General features: G+C 67.2%; 24 protein-coding genes and 2 pseudogenes. 5 read left to right on the top strand and 21 right to left on the bottom strand.

Annotated elements, in window-relative coordinates; translation table 11 throughout:
• Window positions 1-1,439: HNH endonuclease signature motif containing protein (locus WA944_RS12790; RefSeq protein WP_526647003.1), on the bottom strand; the 1,439-nt coding region annotated here is incomplete at its 3' end.
• An 82-nt stretch (window positions 1,440-1,521) separates the two neighbouring features.
• On the opposite strand from WA944_RS12790, the pseudogene WA944_RS12785 reads away from it, so the two are divergent.
• Window positions 1,522-2,099, top strand: a pseudogene (locus WA944_RS12785) (integrase catalytic domain-containing protein); the annotation flags it as partial.
• A 77-nt stretch (window positions 2,100-2,176) separates the two neighbouring features.
• On the opposite strand, the gene WA944_RS12780 reads toward WA944_RS12785, so the two are convergent.
• Both WA944_RS12780 and WA944_RS12775 read right to left on the bottom strand, forming a co-directional pair.
• Window positions 2,177-3,352, bottom strand: coding sequence for an NAD(P)/FAD-dependent oxidoreductase (locus tag WA944_RS12780; protein ID WP_526375264.1), 1,176 nt, complete (start codon window positions 3,350-3,352; stop codon window positions 2,177-2,179).
• Window positions 3,353-3,422: 70 nt separating this feature from the next.
• Window positions 3,423-3,869 carry an Rv2324 family transcriptional regulator gene (locus tag WA944_RS12775; protein WP_159233652.1) on the bottom strand — a complete coding sequence of 149 codons (447 nt, stop codon included), beginning with the start codon at window positions 3,867-3,869 and terminating at the stop codon, window positions 3,423-3,425.
• Window positions 3,870-3,982: 113 nt separating this feature from the next.
• Between WA944_RS12775 and ddaH the strand changes: the two genes are divergently transcribed.
• Both ddaH and rocD read left to right on the top strand, forming a co-directional pair.
• Window positions 3,983-4,843: a dimethylargininase gene (gene ddaH / locus WA944_RS12770; RefSeq protein WP_526608904.1), complete on the top strand. Its 861-nt coding sequence runs from the start codon at window positions 3,983-3,985 to the stop codon at window positions 4,841-4,843.
• Window positions 4,840-6,051 (top strand): ornithine--oxo-acid transaminase, encoded by a 1,212-nt coding sequence (gene rocD / locus WA944_RS12765; protein WP_526647002.1) that lies wholly within the window; start codon window positions 4,840-4,842, stop codon window positions 6,049-6,051. The genes ddaH and rocD overlap by 4 nt, the downstream gene beginning before the upstream one ends.
• On the opposite strand, the gene WA944_RS12760 is transcribed toward rocD, so the two are convergent.
• The 10 genes from WA944_RS12760 to WA944_RS12715 all read right to left on the bottom strand — a co-directional run bounded on the left by WA944_RS12760 (window position 6,048) and on the right by WA944_RS12715 (window position 15,260).
• Window positions 6,048-6,881 (bottom strand): mycofactocin-coupled SDR family oxidoreductase, encoded by an 834-nt coding sequence (locus tag WA944_RS12760; RefSeq protein WP_526647004.1) that lies wholly within the window; start codon window positions 6,879-6,881, stop codon window positions 6,048-6,050. The genes rocD and WA944_RS12760 overlap by 4 nt on opposite strands.
• Before the next feature lie 82 nt (window positions 6,882-6,963).
• On the bottom strand, window positions 6,964-7,803 hold the full coding sequence (locus tag WA944_RS12755) for an SHOCT domain-containing protein (RefSeq protein WP_526647001.1): 840 nt from the start codon (window positions 7,801-7,803) through the stop codon (window positions 6,964-6,966).
• Between the two features lie 28 nt (window positions 7,804-7,831).
• Window positions 7,832-8,665, bottom strand: a complete 834-nt coding sequence (locus WA944_RS12750) for a cutinase family protein (RefSeq protein WP_526609323.1) — start codon at window positions 8,663-8,665, stop codon at window positions 7,832-7,834.
• Between the two features lie 152 nt (window positions 8,666-8,817).
• Window positions 8,818-10,008 (bottom strand): elongation factor Tu, encoded by a 1,191-nt coding sequence (tuf, locus tag WA944_RS12745; RefSeq protein ID WP_159233649.1) that lies wholly within the window; start codon window positions 10,006-10,008, stop codon window positions 8,818-8,820.
• A 171-nt stretch (window positions 10,009-10,179) separates the two neighbouring features.
• Entirely contained in the window at window positions 10,180-12,282 is a 2,103-nt protein-coding gene (fusA, locus tag WA944_RS12740; RefSeq protein WP_526371807.1) for an elongation factor G, read from the bottom strand.
• 64 nt (window positions 12,283-12,346) lie between these two features.
• Complete coding sequence (rpsG, locus tag WA944_RS12735) at window positions 12,347-12,817, bottom strand: 30S ribosomal protein S7 (protein WP_029115764.1); 471 nt, start codon at window positions 12,815-12,817, stop codon at window positions 12,347-12,349.
• Entirely contained in the window at window positions 12,817-13,191 is a 375-nt protein-coding gene (gene rpsL, locus WA944_RS12730) for a 30S ribosomal protein S12 (RefSeq protein WP_011558401.1), read from the bottom strand. The genes rpsG and rpsL overlap by 1 nt, the downstream gene beginning before the upstream one ends.
• 347 nt (window positions 13,192-13,538) lie before the next feature.
• Window positions 13,539-14,114: a TetR/AcrR family transcriptional regulator gene (locus WA944_RS12725; RefSeq protein WP_159233646.1), complete on the bottom strand. Its 576-nt coding sequence runs from the start codon at window positions 14,112-14,114 to the stop codon at window positions 13,539-13,541.
• Window positions 14,115-14,176: 62 nt separating this feature from the next.
• Entirely contained in the window at window positions 14,177-14,704 is a 528-nt protein-coding gene (locus WA944_RS12720) for a DUF3558 family protein (RefSeq protein WP_526371805.1), read from the bottom strand.
• 1 nt (window position 14,705) lies between these two features.
• The gene (locus tag WA944_RS12715) at window positions 14,706-15,260 is read right to left on the bottom strand and encodes a DUF3558 family protein (RefSeq protein WP_526371803.1); all 555 of its coding nucleotides are present in this window, start codon (window positions 15,258-15,260) and stop codon (window positions 14,706-14,708) included.
• 119 nt (window positions 15,261-15,379) lie between these two features.
• Between WA944_RS12715 and WA944_RS12710 the strand changes: the two genes are divergently transcribed.
• Together WA944_RS12710 and WA944_RS12705 are read left to right on the top strand one after the other, a co-directional pair.
• Entirely contained in the window at window positions 15,380-15,760 is a 381-nt protein-coding gene (locus tag WA944_RS12710) for a DUF3060 domain-containing protein (protein WP_526371801.1), read from the top strand.
• A gap of 14 nt (window positions 15,761-15,774) precedes the next feature.
• Window positions 15,775-16,170: a DUF3060 domain-containing protein gene (locus WA944_RS12705; protein ID WP_526609327.1), complete on the top strand. Its 396-nt coding sequence runs from the start codon at window positions 15,775-15,777 to the stop codon at window positions 16,168-16,170.
• Here WA944_RS12705 and WA944_RS12700 read toward each other — a convergent pair whose 3' ends face one another.
• The 8 genes and pseudogenes from WA944_RS12700 to WA944_RS12665 form a co-directional block, all read right to left on the bottom strand.
• Entirely contained in the window at window positions 16,171-16,941 is a 771-nt protein-coding gene (locus tag WA944_RS12700; protein ID WP_526609317.1) for a crotonase/enoyl-CoA hydratase family protein, read from the bottom strand. It abuts the gene before it with no gap.
• Complete coding sequence (locus WA944_RS12695) at window positions 16,938-17,651, bottom strand: PaaX family transcriptional regulator C-terminal domain-containing protein (protein WP_526371815.1); 714 nt, start codon at window positions 17,649-17,651, stop codon at window positions 16,938-16,940. The genes WA944_RS12700 and WA944_RS12695 overlap by 4 nt, the downstream gene beginning before the upstream one ends.
• Before the next feature lie 23 nt (window positions 17,652-17,674).
• On the bottom strand, window positions 17,675-18,613 hold the full coding sequence (locus WA944_RS12690; RefSeq protein ID WP_526647000.1) for an enoyl-CoA hydratase/isomerase family protein: 939 nt from the start codon (window positions 18,611-18,613) through the stop codon (window positions 17,675-17,677).
• The gene (locus tag WA944_RS12685; protein WP_526646999.1) at window positions 18,610-20,241 is read right to left on the bottom strand and encodes an acyl-CoA dehydrogenase family protein; all 1,632 of its coding nucleotides are present in this window, start codon (window positions 20,239-20,241) and stop codon (window positions 18,610-18,612) included. Before WA944_RS12685 ends, WA944_RS12690 begins: the two co-directional genes overlap by 4 nt.
• Before the next feature lie 54 nt (window positions 20,242-20,295).
• On the bottom strand, window positions 20,296-21,372 hold the full coding sequence (locus tag WA944_RS12680; RefSeq protein ID WP_526371813.1) for a phosphatase PAP2 family protein: 1,077 nt from the start codon (window positions 21,370-21,372) through the stop codon (window positions 20,296-20,298).
• A gap of 153 nt (window positions 21,373-21,525) precedes the next feature.
• The gene (locus WA944_RS12675) at window positions 21,526-22,278 is read right to left on the bottom strand and encodes a deoxyribonuclease IV (protein WP_526371793.1); all 753 of its coding nucleotides are present in this window, start codon (window positions 22,276-22,278) and stop codon (window positions 21,526-21,528) included.
• 113 nt (window positions 22,279-22,391) lie between these two features.
• Window positions 22,392-22,733 (bottom strand): annotated as a pseudogene (locus WA944_RS12670) (putative endonuclease domain-containing protein); the annotation flags it as partial.
• 34 nt (window positions 22,734-22,767) lie between these two features.
• Window positions 22,768-23,694: ISAs1 family transposase (locus WA944_RS12665; protein WP_526646998.1), on the bottom strand; the 927-nt coding region annotated here is incomplete at its 5' end.

Here is a 23,694-nt window from a genome sequence, read left to right as displayed (position 1 = left end):
GGTGGTGGGAGGTCGGCAGTGATCAGGTTGGCGGTGGGGAAGAACAGGGTGCTGCCCGGGCGGGTGGTGTACGTGCGTCCGTCGGGGGCTGTCCATGTCACCGTTCCGTCCGGGTACTGCATATCCCGCCAGCCGTCGGGTCCGCCCCAGAAGGTTTTCATCAGGTGATGGGTCCGGCATTTGCAGTTCAGGTTCGACGGATGGGTGGGACCCGATGGCCACGGGTTCACGTGGTCGATGTCGCAGCGATCGGCGGGCACATCACAACCCGGGAAGCGGCAGAACATGTCGCGGACCCGGATGAACTCCGCCAGCCGCGCCGAGGGCCGGTACTGCGGTTCGGGGTCCGGGCCGGGCAGCCACAGCGGTTTGATCTTCGCCCCACCCCGGATCGCCTCGGCGAGCACCGGCGTCGGGATCACCCCGCGCCCCGGTAACAACGCCACCCCGGAATCTGTCAGCCGTGGGGGCTCGTGCGGGGGCTCGGCATCGTGCGCGGGTTCGGGTTCGGGTTCGGGTTCGGCGGGTTCGGCGTCCTGCGGGGGCTCGGGCTCGCCATCCTGCGTGGGCGTCGGTTTGGCGGCCTTGGCCTTGGCGTGTTCGGCGTCCTCGGCGGCGATCAGGGCTCGGGCGGCGTCGACGGCGGCCTGGTCGGCGATCACCCGGATCGCCACCGTCGAGGCCGGTGCCGTCTGCGCGGACGGGCACTGCGCGCCGCCGCACCGACACGCCAGCACCGTGTTGCCGTGCCCGAGTGCGCCCACCGCATCCGCCCAGCGCTCACCGGCGCTGCGCGGATCATCCGCGCACAGCCCGGCCACCATCGCGGTGATCCGCCGCCGCAACGCCGCGGCATCGGTCGGCGTCAACCGCCCCCACACCACGGTGATCTCGTTGGTGTCCTCACACGCCCCGATGTGGAAATCGCGGGTCCGGACAGCGTCTTTGGCCCGGCGCACCCCGTCGGGGTCGAAGCGTTCGATCACCGCATCGATCGCCCGATCCAACTGGGATTCCGACAGCGTCCCCCACCGCACCGCCTTGTCCGCCAGCTCAGCGTCGATCACCGCGATCAACGCGTCGTCGTCGACAAGCTGGGTCCGCCAGGTGATCTCCGAGATCAGCCGCGCACTGAGCACGCCCTGGGAGAACAGCGCCGCCACCGCCGGAAGCCGATCCCGCAACGCCACCGCGATCCGCATCTGACCCGAAGCCCGACGCTGCCCCACACCCAACGCCGCGGCCACCCGCGCGGCGGTGTGGTTCCACGGATCCAACGCCCACCGGGCCCGCTCATCCTGCTCATCGACAGTGCGATGCACCAACTCCGCGATCACGGCCAACCGCCGCGCGGCAACCTTGGCCTCGTCGCGCGCCAACTGCTCGATCACACCCACCAACGCGTCATCATCCACGTGGTCGAACATCGAATCGAACATGTGTGCGATTTTACCGCCAGCCACCGACACGCGGCCGCGTTGACTCATCAGAAATGCGCGCGAATGGGTGAGTCGTTGCCTCATTGAAAATGGGCGATTACGCCCAGTGGATGAGGTTGACGTTGACAACACCGGCTGGCATCGCAGCCATGCCCGTAAGGCGCTCAAAGCCGCGCTGGCTCCGACGGAGGTCACCATTCGCGGTCCCCGGCCGGTGAGGTACGGACCCGAGGTCATCGCTGCGCTGACAATCTGCTGGATGGTGCTGGGCATGCCCGCTGGCAAGCGGCTCGCACCGATGCTCTCAGAGCTGGTGGCGGTGCTGCGCCACTTCCGGGAACTGGCTATCAGTGACCAGACCGCGGCACTACTGGTGTCGATGTCGGCGGCCACCTTCGATCGCCGCCTGGCCGATGAGCGGGCCAGATGCAAGACCAGGGGACGCGTGGGCACCAAGCCGGGGCCACTGCTCAAGAGTCAGATCCCAATACCCACCTGGGCCGAATGGGACGACGCTGCGCCCGGCTCGTCGAGATCGACTCGGTCTTCCACGACGGTGGCAACTGCGATGGAGTGCGATGGTGCCGAGACCGTCACATCACCTTCACCCGGTCACGGCCGGGCAACAAGAACGACGGCTGCCACGTCGAGCAGAAGAACTGAGAACCACCCTTCGCGCGCACGTTGACATGAGCGAACTTGCGACACGGGGCCTCACCTATTCCGGAGGGTAGGCGCTACCCCAGGACGTCGGCGATCGGTGCACCTGCGGCGATCTTCGACCGGGCCTTCATTACCTTGCCCGGCATCCCGCCCCCGACGACCCCGACGACAACTCCGTCGCGTTCGTAGTACGCCAGGAACTTGCGGCCGTCGTCCTCGACGATGTGCACCGTGTCTGTGGCCTCGGGTTCGCCCAGACATTGGATCTTGACGTCGTACTGATCGCTCCAGAAGTACGGGACCGACACGGTGGCAGGCGCGTCCTGACCGAGCAACGCAGGCACCAGCGCCCGGGCCTGGTCGGCGACGTTGCTCCAATGTTCCACGCGCACTTGGCCTCCTACGGTGTCACGCCAGCAAGCCACGTCCCCGATGGCCCAGACGTGTGGGGCGCTGGCCCGACCGGCGTCGTCACAGACCACGCCGTTGTCGACCGCGATACCGCTGCCGTCGAGCCACTCGGTGGCCGGCCGGGAACCGATGCCGACGACCACGAGATCGGCATCGAGTTCGGTGCCGTCAGCCAGGGTGACCTTCTGCACTCGGCCCTCACCGGAGACCTCGGTGACACCCACGCCGCACCGCACATCGACGCCCTCGTCGCGGTGCAGCCGGGTGACCAACCCGCCGATCTGCTCGCCCAGCACCGACGCCAGCGGCGCCGGCTGCGGCTCGACCAGCACCACGTCCACCCCGAGACCGCGCATGCTGGCCGCCACCTCACAACCGATGAAACCTGCGCCGATCACCACCGCGCGGCGGGCCGCGCCCGCGGCCTTGCGCAACGCGAGGCTCTCGTCCATCGAACGCAGGACGAAGATGCCCTCGAGATCCGGGAACGACGAAATACGCTTGGGCAGCAGTCCCGTCGCGATGATCAGCTCGTCGTAGCCCAGCTCGCTGCCGTCGGCCAGGGTCAAGGTCCGGGCCGCCGTGTCCAGCGACCTGGCCCCGTTGCCGAGCAGCACCGTGATGTCCTTCTCGGCATAGAACTCGGCAGGCTTGAGGGTGACGTCATCGGTCTCCGAGCGCAGCACTTCTTTCGACAGCGGCGGCCGGTCGTACGGCAGATGCTCCTCATCGCTGACGATCGTGATGGCTCCGGCGTACTCGGAACGACGCAGTTGCTCGGCCGTGCGGGCAGCGGCCAGCCCGCCGCCGACGATCACGACGCCTCCTGATGTGGTCACTTGGGTGTTTTACACGATCGGCCCGTGGCGGTGTGCGCCACCCCACAGGTTCGGCGTCCCGGAACGGCTCTCAACCCGGTGCCCGGTCGATCAGGTTGGACAGCACCACGATGCTCTCGCTGCGCTCGATGTCGGCGGAAGCGCGGATCCGTTCGAGGGCCTCCTCGAGGTGGCGCATGTCGCGGGCCAACACGTGCAGCACCGCGTCAGACGTGCCGGTGACCGTGGCCGCACTCACCACCTCGGGGATGTCCTGCCATGCCGCACGCAGCTCATCAGGCGCGATCGTGCCGTGGCAGTACACCTGGACGTACGCCTCGGTGGTCCAGCCGAGCGCGTTGCGGTCGATCACGGTGGTGAACCCCCGGATCACGCCGCTGTCGAGCATCCGGTCCACCCGCCGCTTGACCGCAGGTGCCGACAGATTCACCCGCTGCCCGATCTCGGCGAACGTCGCCCGCGCATGCTCGGCCAGTTCGGTCAGAATGCGCTCGTCTATCTCGTCGAGACGGTCCACGGCTCCTCCTGCGCAACAAACATACATAATCAGCGTTCTGACGCAACGAACAACACCTAGACACGCAATAGCCGTTGATTGATTGCGCCAGAGGCCGTCCATATCGTTGATTCATGACGCAAACCGATGTCGCCGGAGTCGTCACGGCGGCCGTCACCGAGACCACCCCTGTCCGATCGGCCCGACCGCGTCGGTACGTGATGACTGCGCCGGAGTTCTTCGCCGTCGAGTACTCGATCAACCCGTGGATGGACACGTCGACGCCGGTGGACACCACCCGCGCCATGGATCAGTGGCAGGCGCTGCGCCGGACCTACACCGAGCTCGGCCACAGTGTCGAGCTCGTCGATCCCGTGGCGGGCCTGCCGGACATGGTCTACGCGGCCAACGGCGGGCTGATCGTCAACGGCAAGGCCGTGGTGGCTCGCTTCGCCCATACAGAACGCTCCGGGGAAGCCGTGGCGTACGCGCGGTGGATGGCCCGCCACGGTTACTCGGCCGCCGAGACCCGGCACGTCAACGAGGGGCAGGGCGACCTGCTGGTGGTCGGCCCGATCATCCTGGCCGGTCACGGTTTTCGCACCGACCGACGAGCTCACGACGAGATCGCCGACCACGTCGGGATGCCGGTCATCGGACTGCAACTCGTCGATCCTCGCTTCTACCACCTCGACACCGCACTGGCTGTCCTCGACGACAACACCATCGCCTACTACCCGCCGGCATTCACGGAGCATTCCCGCGCGAGGCTGTCCGAGCTGTTTCCCGATGCCATCGAGGTGGCCAGCGGTGACGCCTATGTCCTGGGTCTCAACGTCGTCTCCGACGGACTCAACGTCGTACTGCCGTCTGCGGCAACGGGCTTCGCCGAGCAGCTGCGACAGGCGGGGTTCCGGCCCGTCGGGGTGGATCTGTCCGAGCTGCTCAAGGGCGGCGGATCGGTCAAATGCTGCACACTGGAGGTACACCCATGACGATGGCCGTGGCCGCGATCGACCTGGACCACCGCCACGTCGCGCACAACTACTCGCCGCTGCCCGTGGTCGCAGCCAGCGCCGAAGGCGCCTGGATCACCGACATCGAGGGACGCCGCTATCTCGACTGCCTCGCCGCGTACTCGGCGGTGAACTTCGGCCACTGCAACCCGGAGGTGACGGCGACGGCGCACGCGCAGCTCGACACCGTGACGCTGGTGAGCCGCGCATTCCACTCCGACCGGCTCGCGCCGTTCTGCGCGGCACTGGCCGGACTGTGCGGCAAGGACATGGTGTTGCCGATGAACAGCGGCGCCGAGGCGGTGGAGAGCAGCATCAAGGTCGCCCGCAAGTGGGGCGTGGACGTCAAAGGTGTCAAGGATCCGAACTGCTCCAACATTGTGGTGGCACGCAACAATTTCCACGGCCGCACCACCACGATCATCAGCTTCTCCGATGATGACACCGCTCGGCGAGGCTTCGGTCCCTACACCCCCGGCTTCCGGTCGGTGCCGTTCGGCGACGCCGCCGCGATGGCCGATGCGGTCGACGAGAACACCGTCGCCGTACTGCTCGAACCCATCCAAGGCGAAGCGGGCATCATCGTGCCGCCGGACGACTACCTGCCGCGGGTACGCGCGCTGTGTACCGATCGCAACGTCCTGATGATCGCCGACGAGATCCAGTCCGGGCTGGCGCGCACCGGGCGGACCTTCGCCTGCGACCACTGGGACGTGGTGCCCGACATCTACCTGCTGGGCAAGGCGCTCGGCGGGGGCGTGGTCCCGCTGTCCGCTTTGGTCGCCGATCGGGACGTCCTCGGGGTGCTGCATCCCGGCGAGCACGGCTCGACGTTCGGCGGCAACCCGTTGGCGGCGGCGATCGGCAGCACCGTGGTCGGGATGCTTCGCCGGGGCGAATTCCAAACCAGGTCAACCGAACTCGGGGCCCACCTGCACTCCAGACTGCGGGAGTTGATCGGTCGGGGCGTGGTCGAGGTCCGCGGTAAGGGGTTGTGGGCCGGCGTCGACATCGATCCGGTGCACGGCAGCGGCAAGCAGATCTCCATGATGCTCGCCGACCGCGGCGTGCTGGTGAAGGACACCCACGGTTCGACGCTGCGGTTCGCGCCGCCACTGGTGATCACCGCCGACGAGATCGACTGGGCTGTCGATCTGCTGGTCGAGGTGCTCGCCGAAACGGCCTAATACTTGGCGGTCCCGCGGTCGACGGCAATCTGGGAACCCGAGATCGTCGCCGAGCCGTCACCCGCCAGCCAGGCCACCACGTCCGAAACCTCTTCGGGCGTCATGAATTCCTGCAGGCCCTTCTTGCCCTTGTGGTTGACGGGCTGGTACGGCATCGGCGAGAAGCTGTGCAGGAAGGCCGGGTACTTCCCGAAGATCTCCATCATGGCGTCCGGCTCGACCATCGGCGTGTTGATCGAGTACGGGTGGATCGAGTTGACCCGGATCCCGAACTCCCCCACCTCGATCGCCAACGCGTTGGTGATCGCCACCAGACCGTGCTTGGAGGCCGAGTAGTGACCGTTGCCCGGTGTGGCCTTGGTGCCCGCCGACGAACTGACGATGATGATGGACCCGCCGTTGCCCGCCTCGATCATCGCCGGGACCGCCGCCCGGATGGTGCGCCAGGTTCCGTTGAGGTTGACATCGATGACGCTGTCCCATTGCTCCTCGGACATCTCGAACATCCGGCCCCAACTGAGGATGCCTGCGTTCGCGACGACGATGTCGAGTCGGCCGAACTGTTCGATGCCGTCGGCGACCACCTGCTGCAGTGCGGCCAGGTCCCGGATGTCGACCTCACGGGCGAGCACTTTGCGGCCGGTGGCCTCGACCAAGCGCACCGTCTCGGCCAGATCCTCGGAGGTGGGCATCGGGTAGGTGACGGTCGGCGACACCGGCCCGCACACGTCGATCGCGATGATGTCGGCGCCTTCGTTGGCCAGCCGGACGGCATGCGCACGTCCCTGACCACGCGCCGCTCCGGTGATGAACGCGACGCGCCCTTCCAGGGCTGCACCAGCTGACACGACCGCTCCCTTCGTTGCCCCACGAGGCAGCATCAGGCTAACAGCAGAACTAGAACGCGTTCTACTAAAGCTCCGAGATGATCTCCCGGCGCTTGGCGGTGTACTCGGCCTCGGTGATCGACCCGGTGGCCCGCAGCGTCTCGAGCTGTTGAAGGCGTTGTGACGGCGTGGGCTCCTCGGGCGGAGCGTAGGACGTGCCGGCGGGCACCGGCGGTGGCGGCGCCGCCTGCTGTGCCGCCGCGTGCCGCACGATGGCCTGCACCTGTTCGCGCGCGGCCGGATTGGACCGGAGGTCGATCATGTTGTCCATGCTGATGCCGTTGGCCTTGAGCACCTGCAGGATCTCCATCAGCGGCTCGGTCTGACCGGTCAGATCGTAGGTGCGGCCCTCTAGCCCGTCCTGCTGCGAGACGCTGAACGTCGCCGGCATCAACCCGGCCACCAATGCACTTCGCTGCCAGTCGATCTGGTATTCGCTGGTGGCCGGATCGACCAGCGCGACCAGCTTACGGCTGGTGATCATCGGCAACCGCGACACCGACGCGATCACCTGATCCTGCGTGGCGAAGGGGGTGATACCGGGCCCGGAGATCTGCAGATCAAGCTTGACCAGGGGCCGGTCGTTGATCCGCGTGTTGGTTTCGTGGATGCCGGTGACCTGGGCCAACGCCAGCGCCCCGGAAGCCTCCAGCTCTTGGGTCTTCGCGGCGGATCTGGAGCCGAAGCCGGTGATCGCCAGAGCGATCAACACGTCGGCGGCGGTGATCAGCAGGCCCGTCCAGAATATCCACTCGAGCACCGGGTCCGCGCCCGCGACGAAATAGATGACCAGGAAGATCGGGCCGACGATGCCGCACAGCAGGACCAGCAGCTGCACTCGGACATAGCGCCAGAACGTGGACATGCCCAGATTATCGCCCGAAAAGGGCGGATCAACCGGCCGCGAGCACCCTCGGGTTGGCGATCTGGTTGTCGACAGGTGCCGGCCCGAGCAGCTGATACAGCGGCCAGGTCCACGGGGTCCCGGTAGACGAGCGGGCGTAGCTGGTGTGCACGTTCACCGATGCGGAGGAGACGTCCTCGGCGTCGGGGTCGTAGTCGCAGACGGCGTCGCCGACGTCGCAGACGCTGATCGTGCGGCTGCCGACCGAGACGGGCAGCGGAGCCGGTGCATGGGCCAGGATCGGCCAGTCCTGAGCGACGCCCTTACCGGCGCCGGGTACGGCGGTGACCGTGCCCATGTTCAGTGTGGGGTCCTGGGGCAGCCGGTCACCATCGGCGATCAGCAACGCGGCGGCCAGGTTCGGGCTGGCGTCGAGCGCGTGCAGGTTGCGGTGCACCACCATCGCGCCCTGCGAGTAGCCGGCGAGCACCACCTTGCTGGTCGGGCACTGCGCGACGAACGCGGCGTACTGCTCTCCGAGTGCGGCGGCGCCGGTGTCGACGCTGCCCATGAAGCCGGCCCAGTCGAGGATGCCGCCGTCCAGCGGCACCGCGGTGGCCGGGTACTCGACGGCCTCGGCGGTGATCGTGCGACCGTCACGCGCCAGCAGCGTCTGCAGATCGTTGAAGGACTTGTGGACCACCCGGCCCATCCCGGCGTCGGCGGCCAGCAGCGCGCCGTCACGCTCACCGGAACCGGCGGCGCCGATCAGGTGGACGTCGGGGCAGGCGGGCTGCGCCTGCGCGGTGGCCATGGTCAGGGAAGCGAAGGCAGCGCCACCGATGACGGCGGCGCTGACCAACGATGCGAAACGGCGAACCAAGACACCCTCAATCAATTTGCGGCCGACCCCTCTGCGGCCGTTGCCCGGTACATCGGGTTTACCGGTCGCGGCCGTTACACCGTGCTCAGCCACAAACGAAAGTGACGCCCACCCTTGCGGGTGAGCGCCACTGACGTTGGCTGGAACCTAGATCACTTGATGATCTTGGTGACCCGGCCGGCGCCGACGGTACGGCCGCCCTCGCGAATCGCGAAGCGCAGACCCTCGTCCATGGCGACGGGCTGGATCAGCTTGACGGAGATGTCGGTGTTGTCACCGGGCATCACCATCTCGGTGCCCTCCGGCAGCGTCACCACACCGGTCACGTCGGTGGTCCGGAAGTAGAACTGCGGACGGTAGTTGTTGAAGAACGGCGTGTGACGGCCGCCCTCGTCCTTGGACAGGATGTAGACCTGGCCCTCGAACTCGGTGTGCGGGGTGGTGGTGCCCGGCTTGATGACGACCTGGCCGCGCTCCACGTCCTCGCGCTTGATGCCACGCAGCAGCAGCCCGACGTTGTCGCCGGCCTGCCCCTGGTCGAGCAGCTTGCGGAACATCTCCACACCGGTGACCGTGGTCTTGGTGCTGGTGGTCTTGATGCCGACGATCTCGACTTCCTCGTTCACGTTGACCACGCCGCGCTCGACACGACCGGTGACCACGGTGCCGCGGCCGGTGATCGTGAACACGTCCTCGACGGGCATCAGGAACGGCTTCTCGGTGTCGCGGACCGGGTCCGGGATCGACGCGTCGACGGCCTCCATGAGCTCCTCGACCGACTTGACCCACTCCGGGTCGCCTTCGAGGGCCTTGAGCGCCGAAACGCGCACGACCGGGGCCTCCTCGTCGAAGTCCTGGGCGGCCAGCAGTTCGCGGACCTCCAGCTCGACGAGCTCGATGAGCTCCTCGTCGTCGACGGCGTCGGCCTTGTTCAGCGCGACCAGGATGTAGGGCACGCCGACCTGACGCGCCAGCAGCACGTGCTCGCGGGTCTGGGGCATCGGACCGTCAGTGGCGGCGACCACCAGGATCGCACCGTCCATCTGGGCGGCACCGGTGATCATGTTCTTGATGTAGTCAGCGTGACCGGGGGCGTCGACGTGCGCGTAGTGACGCTTGTCGGTCTGGTACTCCACGTGGGAGATGTTGATCGTGATGCCGCGCTGACGCTCTTCGGGCGCATTGTCGATCTGGTCGAATGCGCGCGACTCGTTCAACTCGGGGAACTTGTCGTGCAGAACCTTGGTGATTGCTGCAGTCAGCGTGGTCTTGCCGTGGTCAACGTGACCGATGGTCCCGATGTTGACGTGCGGCTTCGTCCGCTCGAACTTCGCCTTCGCCACTGTGGTGTCCTCCTGGACTGTGTTGGTGCTTCTTCTAAAGCAGTGTTGATTTTTTCAGTTGTGTGGTCCCGTCGGGCGACGGGGTCCGGTTTTACTGACCCGTCGCCTTCGCGGCGTCGATTGCTCGACTCCGGATCAGCTCCGCGCCTCGGGCCTGGCGGCCCTCGATGCTCACTGACCCGTCGCCTTCGCGATGATCTCCTTCGACACGTTCGCCGGAACTTCTGCGTACGAGTCGAACACCATGGAGTAGTTCGCCCGGCCCTGGGTCTTCGACCGGAGGTCTCCGACGTAGCCGAACATCTCCGACAGCGGCACATGCGCCTTGACGACGCGGGCACCGCTGCGCTCCTCCATGGCCTGGATCTGACCACGGCGGGAGTTCAGGTCGCCGATCACCTCACCCATGTAATCCTCGGGTGTGGTGACCTCGACAGCCATGATCGGCTCGAGGATGACGGGCTGCGCTTGCTGCGCAGCCTTTTTCAGTACCTGCGAGCCGGCCACCTTGAACGCCATCTCCGACGAGTCGACCTCGTGGAAGGCACCGTCGAGCAGCGTGACCTTGATGTTCACCAGCGGGTAGCCGGCCAGCACGCCGTACTGCATGGCGTCCTGAGCACCGGCGTCCACCGACGGGATGTACTCGCGTGGGACGCGGCCACCGGTGACCTTGTTCTCGAACTCGTAGGTCGCACCGTCCTCGCCGGTGAAGGGCTCGAGGGAGATCAGCACCTTCGCGAACTGGCCGGAGCCACCCGTCTGCTTCTTGTGGGTGAACTCGACCTTGTCGACCTTGCGCTTGATGGTCTCGCGGTAGGCGACCTGCGGCTTGCCGACGTTGGCCTCGACCTTGAACTCGCGGCGCATCCGGTCCACCAGGATGTCCAGGTGCAGCTCGCCCATACCCCCGATGACGGTCTGGCCGGTGTCCTGGTCCAGGTGCACCTTGAAGGTCGGATCCTCCTCGGCGAGCTTCTGGATCGACAGGCTCAGCTTCTCCTGGTCGCTCTTGGTCTTCGGCTCGATCGCGACCTCGATCACCGGGTCCGGGAACGTCATCGACTCGAGCACGACCTGATCGTTCGCGTCGGACAGCGTGTCGCCGGTCGTGGTGTCCTTCAGGCCGATCACCGCGTAGATGTGGCCCGCCGCTGCGGTCTCCACCGGGTTCTCTTTGTTGGAGTGCATCTGGAACAGCTTGCCCAGCCGCTCCTTCTTGCCCTTGGTGGCGTTGACCACCTGCGAGCCGGAGTCGACCTTGCCCGAGTACACCCGGACATAGGTGAGCTTGCCGAAGAACGGGTGGGTGGCGACCTTGAACGCCAGCGCCGAGAACGGCTCGTCGGTCGACGGGTTACGCACGACCTCGACGTCCTCCTTGTTCGGCGCATGGCCGACCGCGGGCGGCACGTCCAGCGGCGAGGGCAGGTAGTCGATCACCGCGTCGAGCATGGGCTGCACACCCTTGTTCTTGAACGCGCTGCCGCACAGCACCAGGTACGCCTCGGAGTTGATGGTGAGCTTGCGCAGCGCACCCTTGATCTCCTCGGTGGACAGCTGCTCGCCGCCGAAGTACTTCTCCAGCAACGACTCGTCGGTCTCGGCGACCGCTTCGAGCAGCTTGGTGCGGTACTCATCGGCCTTGTCCTGCAGATCAGCCGGAATGTCGACGACGTCGTACTTCTCGCCCAGCTTGGCCTCGGCGCTCCACACCTTGGCCTTCATCTCGACCAGGTCGACGACGCCGGCGAAATCGCCCTCGGCGCCGATCGGCAGCTGGATCGGGATGACGTTGGCGCCGAGGCGCTCCTCCATGGTGCGCACCGAGAAGTAGAAGTCGGCGCCGATCTTGTCCATCTTGTTGACGAAACAGATGCGCGGGACGTCGTACTTGTCGGCTTGGCGCCAGACCTGCTCGGACTGCGGCTCCACGCCTTCCTTGCCGTCGAACACGGCCACGGCGCCGTCGAGCACGCGCAGCGAACGCTCCACCTCGACGGTGAAGTCGACGTGACCCGGCGTGTCGATGATGTTGATCTGGTTGTCGTTCCAGAAGCAGGTCGTGGCGGCGGAGGTGATGGTGATCCCCCGCTCCTGTTCCTGCTCCATCCAGTCCATCGTGGCGGCGCCGTCGTGTACCTCACCGATCTTGTAGCTGATACCGGTGTAGTAGAGGATGCGCTCGGTCGTCGTCGTCTTACCGGCATCGATGTGCGCCATGATGCCGATGTTGCGGACCTTCGTGAGGTCGGTCAGCACGTCCTGTGCCACGGCTAAATTCCCACTCTTTCGCTTGCTAGATAGGTGTTCTGTGTGCTGCCCCGAGGGGCCGTGATCACCAGCGGTAGTGCGCGAAGGCCCGGTTCGCCTCGGCCATCTTGTGGGTGTCCTCGCGTCGCTTGACGGCGGCACCCAGGCCATTGCTGGCGTCCAGGATCTCGTTGGCGAGCCGCTCGACCATCGTCTTCTCGCGACGGTTCTTGGAGAAGCTGACCAGCCAGCGCAGCGCCAGCGTGGTCGACCGCTCCGGGCGGACCTCGACGGGCACCTGGTAGGTCGCGCCGCCGACGCGGCGGCTACGCACCTCGAGGGCGGGCTTGACGTTGTCCAACGCGCGCTTGAGGGTGACGACCGGATCGGTGCCGGTCTTGTCACGAGCCTGTTCGAGCGCACCGTAAACAATGCGTTCGGCCAGGGATTTCTTCCCGTCCAGCAGCACCTTGTTCACCAGCTGGGTGACCAGCTGCGACCCGTAGACCGGATCGTTCACCAGCGGACGCTTCGGCGCGGGCCCTTTGCGCGGCATCAGCTCTTCTCCTTCTTCGCGCCGTAGCGGCTGCGGGCTTGCTTGCGGTTCTTCACGCCCTGGGTGTCGAGCGAGCCGCGGATGATCTTGTAGCGCACACCGGGGAGGTCCTTCACACGGCCGCCGCGCACCAGCACCATCGAGTGCTCCTGCAGGTTGTGACCCTCACCCGGGATGTAGGCGGTGACCTCGACCTGGCTGGTGAGCTTCACGCGGGCGACCTTGCGGAGCGCCGAGTTCGGCTTCTTCGGAGTCGTCGTGTACACGCGAGTGCACACGCCACGGCGCTGCGGGCTGCCCTTGAGGGCCGCCGTCTTCACCTTGGCGATCTTGTCGCGGCGACCCTTGCGGACCAGCTGGTTGATGGTTGGCATGTACCGGCTTCCTGTGTAGCTCGTCGTTGTGACGTGTCGTTCTTCGTACTTCTGAAGTTCTGTGTCCTGCAGTTTTGCCCCTCCCCGTTACCCCGGGGCCGGGCGTGTCGCACGCGGCCGCCGAGGCAAAAATCGAGGCGGTGCCTGCTTTTCCCAAGCATGGCGGACATGCGAAGTTGCCCGGCGTGCAGGCATGCTCGTGAATCGCAAAAACCACCAGCGCCCTATTTGCCAGGCACGATCGTCCACAATACCAGGGCAGACCGCACCGATCCAAACCCGCCGAGGAGCGCTCGGGAGCGCCGTTCACGCAGGTCAGGGCCGCCCTCGATGCTACAGGCGATTGGTCACCGACTTCGCATGCCGGCCGCCAGCCTCATCACCATGTCCGTGAACACCGCGTCGGTGTCGATGCCGACCATCACCCCGGTCATCTCCAGGAGCACGAACCCGTGCATCGCCGACCAGAACTCCAGCGCGGCGAAAAAGGCCGCCTCGGTGTCCAGCCCGTAGGCGGCCAGCACCGAGATCACCGGCGCCGCCGCGGCCCGGGTGACCTCGGTGAACTCCGGGTCGTCGCCGCCCAGCGGCATCCGGGTGAACGCCGAGTACCGGCCCGGATGGTGGTGGGCGTAGCTGCGGTAAGCGCTGGCCATCACCATCACCGCGTCGTCGGGGCTGCGGCCCTGCCCGACGGTGCTGAGCATGTCGATGATGTCGCCGACCACCCGCATCCGCACGGTCCGGCGCAGATCGTCGAGGCTGTGCACATGGTTGTAGAGCGACGGGCCCTTGGTGCCCAGTTGGTTGGCCAGCGCGTTGATCGTCAGCGCGTCCCAGCCCTCGCGGTCGAGGAACGTCAGCGCGGCGTTGACGATGGAGTCACGGCTCAGCCTCGCTGAACGCAGCGGCCGAGCTGCCATCTCGCGGTTCCCCTCAGGTCGTCACGTGACCCTGTCGCAGGATGGGCCGGGTCAGCGAAACTCTAGTTCACCCGGTCCTGGCTCAGGCGCGCCAACCGCTCGATGATCGTGCACAGATCGGGCAGCGTGGCCGAGTTCAACGTCTGGATCGACCACGTGATCACATCGGCGCCCTTGGCGACGTAGATGCTGCAGGCGGTGTCGTCGAAGGCCTTGAAACCCTTGTTCCCGTCGATCGACAGTTCGGTCAGCGTGCGCCCGGCCAGCTCTTCGAGCTCGCGCTCGGTGTCCATATCACTGCCGCGGTACCACCACGTGGAGATGCCCATCCCGGCGCCGACACTGCCGAACCCCAACTGTTCCTGCCAGAAACATCCCGCGTCGCTGACCACCGCGGGCGCGAACATCTCCGAGCCTGCCGCGGCGTCGACGTCGGCATCGGTGACCCCGTTGCAATCCACACTGCGGAAGCCTGCGCCGGACGCTCCCGGGGCGGGCGCAGGATCGGAGGGGCCGGCGTTCCCACACCCGACGAGCAGCGCCGCCGACAGTGCCACGCCCGCCCGGGCCACAGATCGCAAGGTCGCCATCTCACATATCCGAACGCAGCGTCGCCGCCAGCAGCTTCTCGGCCTCGGCGCACGGCTCACCGGTGCTCGCGCCGCGGTACTGCACCCACCAGCTCAACACCCCGGTGCCCGCCGCGGCGGTGGCCGAGCAGGCGGCACCGGTGATGTCCCGGCGCGCCGAGAACGCGTCGTGGCGTTCCAGGACGATGTCGGAGACGACCGCCCCGCGCGCCTCCGCCAGCTCACGTTCCCGGTCCAGGCTGCCTGTTTCGAACCAGGAGAACGTGACGTCGACGGTCTGCGACCCCGACCCGGAACGCCGCGACAGGATGTACTGGCACACCGCGCCGCTGTAGGGCCTGGTGATCTCGTCGGCCTGCAGGGTGTCCTGCACCGAACTGTCGTCGAGCAGTCCGCAGCGGTCGTCGACGTAGCCGTAGCTGCGTTCGGGGTCCGGGACTTCGGACTCGGCCCGCTGCGCCGTCCCGCCGACCGAATGGGTGCATCCTGCCACCGTCGCCGTCGTTGTGACCGCCACGATGATGAATCTGCCAGCACGTCCCCAACTCCGCAGCATCGCCGCTCACGCTACCGAGCACGCCTGGCCAAAGCGATCCGTGGCGAACAGGCGAAGGCCGACGACGCGACCGGCAGACGTCGTAGGCTTGGCGCGGGCCGGGCGACGTGAAGGGGAACATGGTGACTTCGAGGGCTGTGGGACGGGTGGCCGCCGCGTGCGCGGTCGGCGTCGCGGCAGGGCTGGCGGCGGTGACCCCGGTGGCACACGCCGAGAACGGCGACACCCACATCACCGGTCAAGGGGTCGTCCAGACCCTGGACTGCAACAACGCGACGCTGATCGTGGTGGGCACCCGCAACCAGATCAACGCTCTGGGCACCTGCTGGGCGGTGTCGGTGCAGGGATCGTCGAACGTGGTCATCGCCGACAACGTCATCAACGACATCACCGTTTACGGCTGGGACCAGACGGTGTTCTACAAGAACGGCGCGCCCGTCGTCTGGGACCGGGGCCGCGAACTGGGGATGACGAACCGCATCGGCCAGGTGCCGACGTGACGGCGCCGCAGCGGCTGGCCGGCTGGGTGGGCGTCGCGGCACTGTCGGCGACCTTCGGGTTGACCGCGTGCGGCTCCGACAGTTCGGACAACGCCGATCCGACGGCCACGGCCGGATCCTCGGGTGCCCAGGTGGAGATCGGCAACACCATCAACTACGGCTCGTTCGGCACCACTGCCGACATCGACTGCTCCGACGGCAAGTCGCTCAACGTCGGCGGCTCCAACAACACGCTGACCGTCACCGGCACGTGCGCCAGCGTCAACATCGGCGGCGCCGACAACAAGATCACCTTCGACCGGGTCGACACCGAACTGTCGGTCGTCGGGCTGAACAACACCGTCACCTACCGCGAGGGTGAGCCGAACGTCACCGACACCGGCAGCAACAACAGCATCACCAAGGGCTGATCAACGCGGGGCGCCGTGACGGCCCGCCCCGGCGGCGAACTGCGCTGCGCCCTCGAGCGATTCGGCCGCCACCCGGGACATGCTGCCGAATTCGAAGTCCATGGCATCGGCTTCGGACTGGCCCCACTGCGTCAGCGCCGAACGGCGGTCGGCACGCAGACACTGCTGGGGCAGCGCGACGAGCTCGGCCGCCAGCTCCTCGGCGCGTTGCCGCGATTCACCCGACGGCACCACCCGATTGGCCAGACCGATCGCCAGGGCCTCGTCGGCGGCCACGCTGCGGCCGGTCAGGATGAGATCCATCGCGCGGCTGTGACCGATCAGCCGGGGCAATCGGACCGTGCCCCCGTCGATCAGCGGCACCCCCCAGCGGCGGCAGAACACCCCCATGATCGCGTCCTGCTCGACGACCCGCAGATCGCACCACAGGGCCAACTCGAGTCCGCCGGCGACGGCGTGACCGCTGACCGCGGCGATGACGGGTTTGGACAGCGTCATCCGGCTCGGCCCCATCGGGCCCGGACCGGTGCGGTGCAGCGGGTTGGCTTCAGGCGTGCCGATGGCTTTGAGATCAGCTCCGGCGCAGAAGGTTCCGTTGTCCCCCCAGAGCACCGCCACAGACGCCGAGTCGTCACGGTCGAACTCCTCGAACGCGGCGAACAGTTCCGCCGCGGCGGCGCCGTTGACGGCGTTTCGGGCCGCGGGGCGGTTCATGATCACCGTCGTCACCGGGCCGGAGCGCTCCACCCGTACTCCACCTGTCTTGCTCATCGAACCTCCGTTAGTTCCACACCGTCTCGCCGCGCCACCAGTTCGGCGGCGAAGTCCTCGTAGGTTTTCCGCAACGCGGCACCCGGCCAGTCGTCGGGAAGCAGTTCGTCGGGCAGCATCGGGTCGGTCAGCAGGTGACGGACCATCGCGGCGGCGACGGTGAACCGGCCGGGAACGTCCGGCGCGGCCGCCATCGCGGTCAGCATCTGCCGGCCGGCGTCGGCCCACCCGGACAGGTCCCACAGCTGGGCGGCCAGCTCGCCGGGCGCCTCGTCCCGGGCACGCAGTACCCGCACCCGCTCGCCGACTTCCGCCCCGAGATCGACCTGGACGTTGTCGGGCCTGATCCAGACACCTTCGCGCAGCTCAGCAAACCGCTTGTCCTGCAGGCTGTTCCGCATCGCCGCGCGGGCGCGGGCCTCGGTACCGACGGTGGTGATGACCAGCACCGTCCAGGTGCCGTCCCACGCCCGCCTGCGCGGGTTGATGGCGTCGTCCTGGCGACGCTGGCGGGCGAGCAGCCGGTCGGAGAGCCGGTAGCCGTCTTCGGAACGCACCAGATCGCCGGCGCCGACCATCCGCGTCAAAGCCACCCGCACCGTCGACTCCCGGATCCCGAAATCACCGGTCAGCAGCAGCAGTTGCGCGGCGGTCGCCCAGGCCGGGTGCGCGCCGAGCAGCACACTGAGCACCACCGAGCGGGCCGTCATCCGCGAGACCGGCTGCGCCACAGCTAGACCCCGGACGTCGTGCGGCCGTGGTCGCCGAACGGTTCGTCACGACGGCGCACCGCGTCCCGGAAGCCGTGCTCACGGGCGTCGGCGACGAAGGCGTGGCCCTCCGGGGTGTGGCGCGCGACGCCGTCGAACACCGTCGAGACCATCGCGCTGTTGGCGACGCCCTGGTTGTAGAGGGCGCTGTTCATCGCCAGCTTGACCATCATCAGCTGGTTGATCGGCATGGCTGCGATCCGCGCCACCAGTCGCTCGGTGCGCTCGTCGAGGTCGGCGGGGTCAGGAGCCTCCACCGCCAGGCCCCACTCGGCGGCCTGCGCCCCGGTGATGCAATCACCGGTCAGGAGAAGACGTTTCGCGCGTTGATCGCCGAGGCGGTGCGCCCACAGTCCGGCGGCGGGAACGCCCCACACCCGGGTGGGCGGATAGCCGATCTTGGCGTCGGAGGCGGTGATGACCTGATCGGCGTGCAGTGCGATGTCGGTGCCGCCGGCCACGCAGTAGCCGTGGATCTTGACCACGGTCGGCTTGTCGGCGTGCATCAGGCTGGCGAACCCGCGAACGAAGCGGCTCATCATCTGGTAATCGATCATCGGGTCCCACGGCTGGTCCGGCAGGTGGTTGATCGCCTGGGTCTTCCCGGAGAGCACGGTGTCGCGGTACGGGCTGCCGCCACCGGCGGACGAGGATCCTTCGGCGTACGCGGACAGGTCGAAGCCCGCGCAGAAGCCTTGGCCGCGGCCGGACACCAGGATCACGTGCACGTTCGGGTCCAGGTCGGCACGCTCGACGAGCGCCGAGAGTTCCAGCGGGGTGTCGGCGAGGATCGCGTTGCCCTTCTCCGGGCGGTTGAACGTGATCCGAGCGACCCGGTCGGTGACCTCGTAGGTCATCGTCTTCAGGTTGTCGAAGTCGACCGGCCTGATCGAATGCGTCACGACTTGATCTCCGCACGCTCGATGATCGGTGCCAGATCCAAGCCTGCCGGAAGCGTGCCGAACGCGCCCCCCCACTGTCCACCGAGCCGGCTGGCCAGGAACGCCTCGGTCACGGCGGGATGCCCGTGGCGCACCAACAGCGAACCCTGCAGCGCCAGCGAGATGTCCTCGGCGATCTTGCGGGCGCGGTACTGAACCGTGGCGAGGTCTGCGCCCAGCGCGTCACGCAGCACGCCGACGTGGGCGTCCAATCGCCGATCGTGGCCGGCGGTGGCGTCGAGCTCGTCGAACAGCACGTCGATGCATTCGGGCCGGGTCGCGATTGCGCGCAACGTGTCGAGTGCGCTGACGTTGCCCGATCCCTCCCAGATGCCCATCAGCGGGGCTTCACGGTAGAGCCGCGGCATCCCCGAGTCCTCCACGTAGCCGTTGCCGCCCAGGCATTCCATCGCTTCGGCGGCGTGCGGCGTCGCCCGCTTGCACACCCAGTACTTGGCGGCGGCCAGGCCGATGCGGCGCAGCAGCGTTTCGCGGTCGTCCCCGCGCACCGCCCGGTCGGCGGCACCGGCCATCCTCATCGCCAGTGCGGTCGCGGCCTCGGCTTCCACGGCGAGGTCGGCGAGCACGTTGCGCATCAGCGGCTGGTCGATGAGATAGGCGCCGAACGCCTGCCGGTGTCGAGCGTGGTGCACTGCCCGCATCAGTCCGGTGCGCATGCTGGTGGCGCTGCCCAGGGTGCAGTCCAGCCGGGTCAGGTTGACCATCTCGATGATCGTCGGGACGCCGCGGCCCTCTTCGCCGACCAGCCAGGCCGTGGCGCCGTCGTACTCGACCTCGCTGGAGGCGTTGGCGTGGTTGCCGAGCTTGTCCTTGAGCCGCTGCAGGAACATCCGGTTGCGGGTGCCGTCGGGCAGGACGCGTGGCAGGAGAAAGCAGCTCAGGCCGTTCTCGGCCTGCGCGAGGACCAGGAAGATGTCACACATCGGTGCCGAGGTGAACCACTTGTGCCCGCGCAACGAGTAGGTGCCGTCGCCGTTGCGGGTGGCCTCGGTGGTGCCGGCGCGGACGTCGGAGCCGCCCTGTTTCTCGGTCATCGACATCCCGGCGGTGAGGCCCGGCTTGGTCGTGGGCACGGCGAGTTCGGGGTCGTAGGCACGACTCACGAGCAGCGGCTCGTACACCGCCGCCAAGTCGGGATTGTGGCGCAGTGCGGGGACGACGGCGTAGGTCATGGAGATCGGACAGAGGTGCCCGGGCTCCGGCGTCCACACCGAGGTCTTGGCCGCCCGGACGACATGCGCACCGGGCCGGTCATCGGCCCACGGCGCGGCATGGAGGCCGTGCCGGATCGCCACGGTCATCAGCTCGTGGTAGGCCGGGTCGTATTCCACCTCGTCGACGCGGTGGCCGTAGCGGTCGTGGGTGTGCAGCACAGGCCGGTTGCGGTCGGCCAGCTCACCCCAGCGCTGCGCCTGCCGCGAACCCGCCAGCGCGCCGAGCTCGGTGACCTCGTCGAGGCCCCACTCCCCGCCCTCGCGGATCAGCGCCTCGATGAGCACCGGCGACGTGGCCGGGTTGTAGTCCTCCAGCGGAGGGCTTTGGTTGGTGACGACATGCGTGTCCGACATGCAGACACTGTTACATTATTTCGACGACTGCACAAGAACCTGTAATGCCCGACTTCAGGACGTCGACACCGGGTCCACGCCTTGGTTCTCGGTCAGCCGTCGTCGCCGCCGATCGAACCATGCCAGTCCGGCGATCACGGCCGCTGCCAGCAACCATCCGAGGAGCAGGTCGATCACGTAGTGCTCGGCCGTGTAGACCAGCGTGAACGCCATGACCAGCGGATAGGCCACCAACAGTGGACGCCATGCACGATGTACCCGGTGCCACAGGAACGCCGCGAGCGCAGCCGACATCCCGGCGTGCAGCGACGGGATCGCCGCCACCAGGTTGACGCTGGCCTGCCCCTGGTCGAGCAGCGCGCTGGCCGAGTGCAGGTTCAGGTTGCCCCAGCCGCGGCCGACGATGCGTTCGATCCACTCGTTGGCGCCGTCCTGCGAAGACTGCATCGCACCGAGAACACTGCCGTCCTCGACACCCCGCGCGGACCGGAACATGCACCGCGGGCCGGACGGCCCCCCGTCGACGTCGTCCGCGGTGCACCTGGCCGCGGCCCACGGCGGGGCGGCCGGCAGCAGCACATAGATGGCCAGTGCGATCAGGTTCATGCCGACGAACAACCGGACGAACGCCTTCCACTCCTCGCGGTCGCGCAGCCACAGAATGCCGGCGATCACGTACGGCAGGATGAAAAACGACATGTAGACGCTGCTGATCACCACCTCCCACCAGGGGGGTTCGGGCTGTTTCAGCTGCTCCTGCAGCCACACCGTCGGCATGGTGCCGAAGAACATCAAGCGATCCATGTCGGCCGGCCAGTGCCACAACGTGGGCCGGCCGACGAGGTCGGCCGCGCCCCTGCTCAGGTCATAGGCGATCAACAGAAGCGCGAACGGCAGCCAGTCACGCACCACGTAGAGCACTCGCCGGCCCTGGCCGATGCTGGCGACGGCAAGACCGGTGCAGATGTACACCAGCAGGAGTTCGCGGTTGAACGCGAAGCCCTCGGTGACCGTCCGCCAGACCACCACGGTCGCCCACACCGCGATCGCCATCCACCGCACCACGCGCAGCCATCTTCTGCGCCGGGTGTGCAGCTGGGTCTCGGTGTCCTCGGCGTGCGTCAGCGCAATCGACGACTCGTCAATCGACGACTGGTCAATTGTGGACACATCGGCCTTTCGACGCGGGAACCACATGCATTCCCGGCGTAAGACTAATTAACCGCGAAGCCACCCGCCGTTCAAGTTCGGATCGGCTATCGAAGTGTGATCAACAGACCGGTGTCAGTCGATGTGCTCCCGCAGGAACGCGATGTCGTCTTTGCGTCCCTCATCCGACGTTTCACAGATGACCGGGGCGTCGGCCGCTTTGACCACCGCCGCCAGCAGCTGCGGATCGATCTGGCCGGCGCCGAAGTTGGCGTGCCGGTCTGCTCCCGAACCCGCGGCGTCACGCGAGTCGTTGCAGTGCACCAGGTCGATCCGGCCGGTGATCGCCTTGATCCGCTCGACCGCGTCGACCAGGGCCTCGCCGGCTGCCCAGGCGTGGCAGGTGTCCAGACAGAACCCGATGCCCTTGTCTCCGATGTGGTCCCACAACCGGGCGATCGTGTCGAAGTGCCGGGCCATCGCGTGGTCGCCACCGGCGGTGTTCTCGAGGTAGACGGGCACGTCGGTCTTGAGGCTGGCCAGCGCTTTGACCCAGCGCTCGAAGCCGGCCTCCATGTCGTTGTCGTCGGCGTGGCCGCCGTGCACGATGACGGCAGTGGCGTTGATCTCCGACGCCGCGTCGCAGGTGTCCTGCAGGATCTTGCGGGACGGAATCCGGACCCGGTTGTTCGCCGAGGCGACGTTGATCAGGTACGGAGCGTGCACGTAGATCGGCATCGGAGAGGCCTTGAGGATCTCGGCGTCGTCACGTGGTGGCGGCTTCTTCCAACTCTGCGGGTTCCCGAGGAAAAACTGCACCACGTCGGCGCCGTCAGCCTGTGCGGCGGCCAGGGGATCATCACCATGGACATGCGAACCAATGAGCACGGCGTTGAGTCTAGGCGGGGCCGACGACAGCTTCTTGCGCGAGCAGACGCAAAGGTCCCCGACACGCCGAGCGCATGAGGACCTTTGCGTCTGCTCGCGCAGAGAGGGAAACCTCAACAGGCGATGTCGGCGCTATCAAGATGCCCGAGCACCCGTGCCACGAGGTCGAGGGGATGGCGCCGGACGTCATCGGAAACCATCGGCACGACAGTCCAGCCGCAATCTTTCAACCGGGCCTGCTTGATCCGGTCGCGCTTCCACGCCTGCGGGTTGGCGTGCCATTCCATGCTGTCGTATTCGGCGGCAACGCTCGCCCACGGCCAAGCGAAATCAACCCGCCACAGTTTCCCGTGACGGTCCACGATCTCGTACTGCAGCTCGGGTTTGGGCAGACCGCCGTCGATGAACACCAACCGAGTCTCACTTTCCATCGCTGACTCCGCTCGCCCGTCGGCGTGCACCACCACACGGTGTCGGCAAAGTCGTATTTCACCAGTTCAGCAGTAGTTTGACGGGTCGGAGATGATTGCGCGCGTGGTGTCGAAGCGCGGCGGCGATGTTGGTATGTCCGTTGAGCCGCAGGACGCTGATGGCTGTATTCCTGAGGGTTGCCATGACTTGGGGTCCGCCGCCGGTGCGGATCTGCGAGTGGTCCTCGGCGTAGGTGACGTCGCGGACCCAGTGCAGCTTGTTCTCGATCGCCCAGTGTCCGCGCAGCCAGGCGGCGATCTGGGCGGGCTTGGCGTCGGCGATCGACAGGGAGGTGACGGCGTAGACGACTTCGGTGTGACGCTTGCTGGTCTTGCGGTGGGTGACCGTGCGGGTCAGTTGCAGGACCTGCACGGCGCCGGGGAACCCGATTCCCTGGGTGATCTCGGTAGCTTTGAGTACGCGTTTGGCGGTGCGGCCGTGATCGTGCTCGATGCTGGTGTCGAGGATCGGGATCTGTTTCCACGGCAGGTTTTTGAGCTGCCTGCGCAGCGTCGGCTGATTGTCTTTGACGGTGAAGATGTAGTGGCCGCTGCGGCCGATGATGTGTTCGGCGGTGTCGCGCTGACAGTGCAGGGCGTCGGCCGTGATGACCGCCCCGGTGATGTCGAACGTGTCGAGAAGCTTTCTCAGCATGGGGATTTCGTTGGTCTTGACATCGACCGCCAGTTGCGCGAGCACGGTGCCGGTCTGTTGGCACAGCCCGGCCAGCAGGTGCACCAGGCTGCCGGTCGCGCCGCGGGCGCCGCGCAGCGTCTTGCCGTCGAAGGCGATCACCCGGCGACCGGCGATCGTGCTGGTGTGCAACCACATCCACGCCCCGATCAGCTGGTCAAGTTCGTCCGGGGCGAGCCGTTGCAGGCAGCGCCGGATCGTCGACTCGCACGGCGCAACGCCGGTGACACCGAGCCGCGCCAGCACCTCCGG

The organism is Mycobacterium sp., assembly GCF_049683355.1.
In the GTDB taxonomy this organism is placed as follows: Bacteria; Actinomycetota; Actinomycetes; order Mycobacteriales; family Mycobacteriaceae; genus Mycobacterium.
Note: the sequence above shows the minus strand (reverse complement) of the source record. Positions and strands in the feature narration are given on the sequence as shown.

What these genes read in the sequence shown, in the direction of transcription:
- WA944_RS12725 (WP_159233646.1), bottom strand. Translation starts at nt 14,114, where the DNA reads ATGGCAGCTCGGCCGCTGCGTTCAGCGAGGCTGAGCCGTGACTCCATC.
- ddaH (WP_526608904.1), top strand. Translation starts at nt 3,983, where the DNA reads ATGACGCAAACCGATGTCGCCGGAGTCGTCACGGCGGCCGTCACCGAG.
- WA944_RS12710 (WP_526371801.1), top strand. Translation starts at nt 15,380, where the DNA reads ATGGTGACTTCGAGGGCTGTGGGACGGGTGGCCGCCGCGTGCGCGGTC.
- rocD (WP_526647002.1), top strand. Translation starts at nt 4,840, where the DNA reads ATGACGATGGCCGTGGCCGCGATCGACCTGGACCACCGCCACGTCGCG.
- rpsG (WP_029115764.1), bottom strand. Translation starts at nt 12,817, where the DNA reads ATGCCGCGCAAAGGGCCCGCGCCGAAGCGTCCGCTGGTGAACGATCCG.
- WA944_RS12685 (WP_526646999.1), bottom strand. Translation starts at nt 20,241, where the DNA reads ATGTCGGACACGCATGTCGTCACCAACCAAAGCCCTCCGCTGGAGGAC.
- WA944_RS12695 (WP_526371815.1), bottom strand. Translation starts at nt 17,651, where the DNA reads ATGACGGCCCGCTCGGTGGTGCTCAGTGTGCTGCTCGGCGCGCACCCG.
- WA944_RS12755 (WP_526647001.1), bottom strand. Translation starts at nt 7,803, where the DNA reads ATGTCCACGTTCTGGCGCTATGTCCGAGTGCAGCTGCTGGTCCTGCTG.
- WA944_RS12700 (WP_526609317.1), bottom strand. Translation starts at nt 16,941, where the DNA reads ATGAGCAAGACAGGTGGAGTACGGGTGGAGCGCTCCGGCCCGGTGACG.
- rpsL (WP_011558401.1), bottom strand. Translation starts at nt 13,191, where the DNA reads ATGCCAACCATCAACCAGCTGGTCCGCAAGGGTCGCCGCGACAAGATC.
- WA944_RS12715 (WP_526371803.1), bottom strand. Translation starts at nt 15,260, where the DNA reads ATGCTGCGGAGTTGGGGACGTGCTGGCAGATTCATCATCGTGGCGGTC.
- WA944_RS12720 (WP_526371805.1), bottom strand. Translation starts at nt 14,704, where the DNA reads ATGGCGACCTTGCGATCTGTGGCCCGGGCGGGCGTGGCACTGTCGGCG.